Here is a 6559-nt window from a genome sequence, read left to right on the forward strand (position 1 = left end):
CCGACCCGGATTACGGCGTTTACAGTTCTCTTCCAGCACCTGCAATTCACGGTCAGATAACATCAGCTCCAGTCTGTACTGCCCGAATTTATTAGTCTGTCGGGCACGCTGGTGGCGCTTACGCGCCGCTGCCTGCTATTTCTTGTTAAGGTTGGTCATTGGTTACTTCCGCCTGCGCAGATTGTTTACTAGCGTTGTAGCGCTGGATGCCCCAAACAATCGCATGACAGATCCAAAGGTAGTGAGTCGTATGCGTTTCAAATCTGTGATCCGCAAAATCATAGATGTCAATTCCAGGTAGATCGGCATCCTCCAACGCTCGCCATGCAGAATGCGCATCCTCGGAATTCATTTTGATAACACCGATGGAATCTTCAGCCGATTCCTTATCATCCTCGTTTTGCCCCTCATCCAGCCAGTTTTCGTGCCATTCTCTTAGAGCCGTCATAAACGCACCGTGATCCCATTCGAAACACAATTTCTGGTAAGAGCAGCCTGCCCCTGCCTGTAGCTTCTCAGCCCAATAACCGGGATTAATACCGCGATCAAAATTACAGGCGAAAAACTCGAACATATCGGCGATGCGGCTGAACGTCCAGCATCCCACATCACCGGTAACGCACAAATAGCCCGGCCATGTAATCAGGTCGAATCGATAGCAGTTAGTGCCGGGACGGGAAAACTGCACATGTCGATACAGACCATCATCACGATGGATCGTCATTAGGTGGCCACTCACGTTATCCAGAAAACGAACCTTTACCTCATCGATAGTTTTCATTCCGTCAGCGCCTCCAGCCGTTGCTCCATTTCAGGGGAAATCTGAGCCGCCAGACCTAAGCGCATCAGACACTCGGACAGTTGGAACATTGCACCTGCCGGTGTTTCACAATCCGGGAAATCAACAAATAGTGAAACACGCCAATAGCCACCCACACAGCTGAGAGTCACATCTTGTGTTAATACGCTCCCTGCTAACTCATGAAGCAACTCCAGACTGGCCGTTACTATAATCTCCCCGGGTTCGAATTTTTTCAGACGGCAACCAACTCTTTCATTCCCAACAACACCGATAATCCTTTGGTCAAGTTCGCCAACTTTCGAGCGCAGCTCCAGCAACTCGTCGCGGCAATTAGCCAGCAAATTGAGCCACCGCTCACCTAAATCGGGGTTATTGGCAATAAAGTCATCCAGCAGATGCAAATTAGCGCGAATATTACTCATGACAGCCTCCACAATTTTTTATGGCGCTCAATGGCCTGTTTCATTTCCCGTTGAATTGATAGCTTATAAATGCGATTACCGCGTGCATCGTAAAACTCAAATCGGGATTTTCCCGGCAGTGCCGGGCGTTCTTTTACCTGAGTCCCATTATTCAGGCGGTAAATACGCCTTGCGCCGTTATCCAGGTATTTACAACCGTTCACGATTGCCATATCACACCTTTCCGAGTCTTGCTGGCGCAACGGCTCCTGAGCCGTTAACCGCATGATGCAAATTGGCATTCTTACCGGCGACATAACCCGCAGAGCGTGCATCTTCGGTTCCTCGCGCTTTTTTTGCGTCCCTTAGCTCCCCGGTTTTAATCCCGATACGCTGCTGTAACTTATGGTGATAGGCCGAAATCAACGTAGCTTCTGTATCAGTGACAACAAACGAATCAATCACCTGCCAGACCCCCAATACCCAGTCCTCACAGAACGTGTCTGCGCGGGTAATTTTGGTACTCTGTTTAATACCCTTGCGCTGACTGGCAGAAAACTCACGCCGAGCTTTCATCATCTGACGCGATAAAACATCAAACGCATAAGCCGCAATTTGTGGGCGCTCATTCGGGCCGTAAAAAATAATGGTATTCTGGCGACCACCGAGAAAGTCACGTTTAAAGGACAGATAACTCTGTACACCAAAAGCATCACAAATAAGTTGCATTAACCCGGCCATATATTTAGGCGTTTTCTGTGCCTTGGAGGGCGCTGTTTTACTGCCAGCTTCGTTAATCGCCATCAAATCAACGTCAGTTTCAGTTAAACCATGCTGGCGCATCATTGCTGGCTCATGGCATTGGCGGCTTCATTAGCATTGGTACTCCGCCGTGCCAGATTCAGCAGTTTTTTAATTTTGTTGAGATATTTTTCATTACTCATAATGAGCGAACTCCAGATTTAGGCGTAAGCCAGTCCCTGCGGGTTTACGCCATGTTTAAAGAGGTTTTAATTTCGGTTTAAATTAGCTTGCAGGTTTTAACGTATTTATTTTGACGAAATATGGCTCTTGATTAATTTCAACAATCGCACCACAATTAAAATCACGGGCGATATCGACGGTTTTAACCACATGACCACCGCGTAAAGCAGGGTGTGCATGATGGATAAATGACTCCCCGATTTCATGCTTTTTATTAAACTCAACGGCGTTCACGTCACACCCCCGCAATATCCAGCGGAATAGGTCGGTATTGGTCAGTATCACCAACGCGCTCATACACCCGGATATATGCGCTGGTAGCAACAACCTGGATCGCCTCTCCGATAGCCAGCATGGCTTTTTGCCAGCGCTCGTCATTAATGTCATACCGACGCAGCGCCAACACTGCCGATGTGCTCACAACACCCTCTTTGTCAGCCGAGAATGAACGGTTGACCAGCACTTTCAATTCAGGGCGAGCATCTTCCGTCCACTCTTCCAGTAATTCATCAATCAAGCCTTTAGCTACTTGCAACTGCTCATCAAATGCCAACCGCTCCGCCATCGCTCGCTGGATCTTGTATTGACCGTCAAAGCTATGGAGTGTCACATTTCCTTTTTTCCCCACCAAGCTTTACATCGTATTCGCTAGCTGACAGGTCTACGAACGCCGCAACATCGGCAAAAGTAGACTCTTTAAATTGCGCCATGAGGCGATTCAATTCGATAGCCTTGGTGATAATTTCACCGACTAGCTGATCACGCACCATATCGATATTTTTCAATATTTTAACGGGAATAAATGCACTTTTTGCATCAACACAGTATCCGGGAGGCACGTTGGCCGCTTTGGTGAACTGCTGAAATGACGGACTATTAATGAACATGAGTCTTTCCTCTTTTAATATTTGCTGAATGAATCGCTTTTAAAACCTTCTCATTAACGTGACCAGCCAGTCCCGCACCGACCGCTATTGCTACCGTTTGAGCCAGACCACTATCTCCGTTCTCTGGCTCTATCTGACATTGCACATCAATACCACGCGCTTTATCAGTGATCGTAATTACCACCTTTGCCATTGCGTTTTATCTCCATATCACATGCATACCGCGCCATACCGTCATTTTGACATTGCGCTGCACACCGTTGAGGGTTTCAGTTATATCAACCGCGCTCTTTTCCCAGGCAATAAAGGGGCGGTCAACAACGATGACCGAGCGACGGAATTTGGCATGATATTCCACGACGTTAATTCCAGAGCGCATCAGTCGATTAATGGGTTTTATTAATTCCGGGTTATTAATAGGTAACTGGCACATAATAAAAACCTCATTAACTAATCAGCATTTCACACAAAGCGTGGTATTTCTCTTTATCAAGCCCAAATCATCCAACAGACAACGGTAGCCTCCCGGAAGAAATACAGGCTCCCCCTTAAGGTAAATACGCATCAGGCGGTAAGCCTGGCGAAACGCCGCTGGCGTAGCCGCCCCCTGAATGCTGAATCGCAACGAATCGCCGTGAAGGTCATGCCACGGTAAGCGTAGCGCATCACAGATCATCAAATACACATCAATGCTGATACAGAAACCTTTGCCGCCCTCCGTATCCATCAGGTAAACGTTGTCGCGCATTCTTCCATTAGCCATCACATTGCTGGTGATGCGACGCAGGGCGAGAGTCTCTTTTTTAAGCGCTATTGCTTTAATATCCATGATTATAATTCCCGTTAATTAATCAGCATTTCAGCAAACTGGCGGACAGTCGCAATATTGACAGGCCGGTCATTGATATGACTGGTGCGGACTACCCCGCGCAGTAATTTAAATAAGCGCCGTGCATTGCCTTTGCTATCCTTATAGAGAACCGCACCCATTTCGGGGCTGAATGCCTCCGGTATCAGATTTTCCGCGATAACGTCGGTGTCATCCTGCGCTAAGGCGTTGCCGATATTCAGGGCAAACCCGACGCGGCTGTACAACTGCACGAACTCGCCGCGCTTACCTTTCAGGTTCAGAATCAGGCGCGGCATTCCGGCCAAAACGATGCCTATCCCGCTCTTGTCATGGATACGGCGCAGCACCTCCAGTGCGCGATGCGGCAATAACTCGCCCTCATCAATCATCAACAGATAGCCCGAGTCACGCAGCTTGTTGACGCACAGCTCAAACAGCTCATGCATGTTGCCGCGTGTGGACAGGTTGAGCCGGGAGCAAATCTCTTCAAGCAGAACGCGGGCGGTATAGCTCGGGTCGACTTCAATGAGAAGAGCCGTTGAATTATCAGCCGCATACGCTTTCAGCGCCATTGTTTTACCGAGTCCGGCCTCGCCATAAATCACGTTGATTTCGGCATCAACGTGCACCAGGCGGATAATCTCCAGCGCTTTACGTGACGTGGATGTGGACACGAAACGCGCCTCAATGCGTTTTAATTTGTCCTTTTCACGCATACGCTCAATAAAATCAGTCACAACCTGGTTGACGCCGTCAACATGACCGTTATATTTACCTTGCAGGTATTGATTGATTACCGCAGGGCTTTTCCCGATGGCACGCGCCACCTGAGATTGTGTTAACCCCTTGCGCTCCATCAGTTCGACTAACTGCTCTTTAATGGCCATTTATGTTCTCCAGTCTCTAAGGCCGTCTGGTTGCCGTCAGACGGCTTTATTTTTCTGGCGCAAATAGTCTTCGCGCTCAGACTCAAATAAAAACAGCGGTTCCCGGTCATCATTAATTTGGCCGATATCCCCTTGCAGCAACGCACCAAAATCGGGCGACTGCTCGATAGTGCGAACAGGGTGAAGCTCGGCGTCGATTTCCTCCGCTTTCCTGTTAACAAGCGCCATACGGCGGCTGTGACGGTCTTTGCGAACCTTCTCGATGTAATCTACAGGGAATGCTGCACGCGTGTTACCGTTGACGATGGCAGTGCAGACAAAGGAGCCATCCAGCCGGCGAACGGTGACGCTTGAGGCGTCGTGAATGTCGAACGCAACGAGAACCTCTTTGCCATTGAGCTGACCCAGTTCCTCGGCAAAATACTGGTTGTTAAAAATGGACAGCCAACCGCGCTGCGCGGTGCGCTTGACCTGTGGGCGGAACATTTCGCGCAATTCGGCTTCGGATAAACGGTCAATCTCGGCGTCGGCCAGCAGTTCGGCGCGCTACTCGGCGGGGGTGTAATGTCCACCTGCGGCGCGTAGGGGTAACTCGCTATGTCGGTGTTGCGTGTTGTATGCGGTGATTTCATCTTCAATCGCATCAATCAACTGGCTCCAGCTTGGCAGTTTGGCTATCGCAGATTTCTGCACCGCGTTTAACGGCTTGTTCTGATTCAGTGCGTTCATTGCAGAATCAATCGCTCGACTGGTGATACGCGCGGTTTCTTTGTCTGCTGACTTGCCGTTATAGGTGGCAAATTTACGGGCGATGCGGGCGGGGATCTCCTTGTTCAGGCGTTCGATGATGCCGCGTGCCTGTGGGTTCCCCGGAATACCGGTGATATCGGCATCCAGCAGTTTGCCCGTTTCACCTGCGCCACTATCGGAGTAATACAGCAACGGCACGCCGTGGCGCTCTATGCCGTGACGCAGCGCATCGGCAACCGCCAGCGTGTTTTCGGCCAGCGCCAGGCTCCAGCGGACCACATAACGGGTGCGACCATCGATAACCAGCGTCAGTTCAGGCGTAAACGGGCGTCCGTGGTCAGGGTGGGAAACCTTCATTTTCATGCTGTGGCCGTCACCGATCCAGACGCCATTAACAGGCATCACAGACCAGTCACGCTTAACATAGGTTTGCAGGGCGGTCATGGCTGAACCCGTCACGCGGCCTCGTTGGCGTACAATTTTTGGCATTTTGTCCATCACCCGATAAACGGCATGAATAGAGGGGATAGCATCACGCATTGCTGGCTGATCTGCATAGTGATGCATCCATTCGGCGCAAAAGTCTTTATAGGCTTCTGCAACAGTGGGGCCATTAGGGTTACGGTAATGCGCCATAAACATAGGCACCCAGGCGACCTGTTCCGGCTGTTTGGCTTTTTTATGTCCGGGGGCTAAAAGTGCCAGACGCTCCGAACTGTTTTTGGCTCTCAGACAGTCAACAACCCACTGATTGAGCGCACGAACACTGACGCCGACGCGCTGCCCCTTACGGGCATTAGCGAGGTCAACGTACTTTTGCAGGTGTTCAGGTAAATCACTTGAGCGTGACCGGTCACAGATAAAATTAATCGCCTTAATACGTGACAGGCCGGTATCTTCGAGACGCAGCACTTCAACAGCTAGCACCATGCGGGCATCGGCGATATCGCGTTGTTTCTGCGTCAGTTCGGCAGTTTTCTGGTCGAGCACTGCCGGGC

11 protein-coding genes and 2 pseudogenes are annotated in these 6559 nt (G+C 50.1%); all 13 read right to left on the minus strand.

Features of this window, described 5'->3' with window-relative positions; genetic code table 11:
• Positions 1 to 145 precede the first annotated feature (145 nt).
• Positions 146 to 781 carry a hypothetical protein gene (locus tag CS369_RS22320; protein ID WP_196908753.1) on the minus strand — a complete coding sequence of 212 codons (636 nt, stop codon included), beginning with the start codon at positions 779 to 781 and terminating at the stop codon, positions 146 to 148.
• Positions 778 to 1224: a hypothetical protein gene (locus CS369_RS22325; protein WP_196908754.1), complete on the minus strand. Its 447-nt coding sequence runs from the start codon at positions 1222 to 1224 to the stop codon at positions 778 to 780. Before CS369_RS22325 ends, CS369_RS22320 begins: the two co-directional genes overlap by 4 nt.
• Positions 1221 to 1436, minus strand: a complete 216-nt coding sequence (locus CS369_RS22330) for a hypothetical protein (protein ID WP_196908755.1) — start codon at positions 1434 to 1436, stop codon at positions 1221 to 1223. The genes CS369_RS22325 and CS369_RS22330 overlap by 4 nt, the downstream gene beginning before the upstream one ends.
• 1 nt (position 1437) lies before the next feature.
• The gene (locus CS369_RS22335; protein ID WP_307833750.1) at positions 1438 to 2049 is read right to left on the minus strand and encodes a hypothetical protein; all 612 of its coding nucleotides are present in this window, start codon (positions 2047 to 2049) and stop codon (positions 1438 to 1440) included.
• On the minus strand, positions 2046 to 2147 hold the full coding sequence (locus CS369_RS24950) for a DUF2786 domain-containing protein (RefSeq protein WP_307833751.1): 102 nt from the start codon (positions 2145 to 2147) through the stop codon (positions 2046 to 2048). The genes CS369_RS22335 and CS369_RS24950 overlap by 4 nt, the downstream gene beginning before the upstream one ends.
• Before the next feature lie 82 nt (positions 2148 to 2229).
• On the minus strand, positions 2230 to 2421 hold the full coding sequence (locus CS369_RS22340) for a hypothetical protein (RefSeq protein ID WP_196908756.1): 192 nt from the start codon (positions 2419 to 2421) through the stop codon (positions 2230 to 2232).
• Position 2422: 1 nt separating this feature from the next.
• Positions 2423 to 3074, minus strand: a pseudogene (locus CS369_RS22345) (DUF3164 family protein).
• Complete coding sequence (locus CS369_RS22350; protein WP_196908757.1) at positions 3064 to 3267, minus strand: hypothetical protein; 204 nt, start codon at positions 3265 to 3267, stop codon at positions 3064 to 3066. The pseudogene CS369_RS22345 and the gene CS369_RS22350 overlap by 11 nt, the downstream one beginning before the upstream one ends.
• A gap of 6 nt (positions 3268 to 3273) precedes the next feature.
• Positions 3274 to 3507 carry a hypothetical protein gene (locus CS369_RS22355; protein WP_196908758.1) on the minus strand — a complete coding sequence of 78 codons (234 nt, stop codon included), beginning with the start codon at positions 3505 to 3507 and terminating at the stop codon, positions 3274 to 3276.
• 21 nt (positions 3508 to 3528) lie between these two features.
• A complete protein-coding gene (locus tag CS369_RS22360) occupies positions 3529 to 3903 on the minus strand; it encodes a hypothetical protein (RefSeq protein WP_196908759.1) in 375 nt (124 codons plus the stop codon).
• 14 nt (positions 3904 to 3917) lie between these two features.
• Positions 3918 to 4811, minus strand: coding sequence for an AAA family ATPase (locus CS369_RS22365; RefSeq protein WP_196908760.1), 894 nt, complete (start codon positions 4809 to 4811; stop codon positions 3918 to 3920).
• Between the two features lie 36 nt (positions 4812 to 4847).
• Positions 4848 to 5297 (minus strand): Mu transposase C-terminal domain-containing protein, encoded by a 450-nt coding sequence (locus CS369_RS24320; protein ID WP_244665195.1) that lies wholly within the window; start codon positions 5295 to 5297, stop codon positions 4848 to 4850.
• Positions 5298 to 5357: 60 nt separating this feature from the next.
• A pseudogene (locus CS369_RS22370) lies at positions 5358 to 6559 on the minus strand (transposase); the annotation flags it as partial.

Origin of the sequence: Candidatus Symbiopectobacterium sp. 'North America', assembly GCF_015762685.1 — a bacterium.
GTDB lineage: Bacteria > Pseudomonadota > Gammaproteobacteria > Enterobacterales > Enterobacteriaceae > Symbiopectobacterium.

Excerpts from the sequence above, each read along its gene's own strand:
- CS369_RS22320 (WP_196908753.1), bottom strand. The coding sequence starts at position 781 with ATGAAAACTATCGATGAGGTAAAGGTTCGTTTTCTGGATAACGTGAGT.
- CS369_RS22325 (WP_196908754.1), bottom strand. The coding sequence starts at position 1,224 with ATGAGTAATATTCGCGCTAATTTGCATCTGCTGGATGACTTTATTGCC.
- CS369_RS22330 (WP_196908755.1), bottom strand. The coding sequence starts at position 1,436 with ATGGCAATCGTGAACGGTTGTAAATACCTGGATAACGGCGCAAGGCGT.
- CS369_RS22335 (WP_307833750.1), bottom strand. The coding sequence starts at position 2,049 with ATGATGCGCCAGCATGGTTTAACTGAAACTGACGTTGATTTGATGGCG.
- CS369_RS24950 (WP_307833751.1), bottom strand. The coding sequence starts at position 2,147 with ATGAGTAATGAAAAATATCTCAACAAAATTAAAAAACTGCTGAATCTG.
- CS369_RS22350 (WP_196908757.1), bottom strand. The coding sequence starts at position 3,267 with ATGGCAAAGGTGGTAATTACGATCACTGATAAAGCGCGTGGTATTGAT.
- CS369_RS22355 (WP_196908758.1), bottom strand. The coding sequence starts at position 3,507 with ATGTGCCAGTTACCTATTAATAACCCGGAATTAATAAAACCCATTAAT.
- CS369_RS22360 (WP_196908759.1), bottom strand. The coding sequence starts at position 3,903 with ATGGATATTAAAGCAATAGCGCTTAAAAAAGAGACTCTCGCCCTGCGT.
- CS369_RS22365 (WP_196908760.1), bottom strand. The coding sequence starts at position 4,811 with ATGGCCATTAAAGAGCAGTTAGTCGAACTGATGGAGCGCAAGGGGTTA.
- CS369_RS24320 (WP_244665195.1), bottom strand. The coding sequence starts at position 5,297 with ATGTTCCGCCCACAGGTCAAGCGCACCGCGCAGCGCGGTTGGCTGTCC.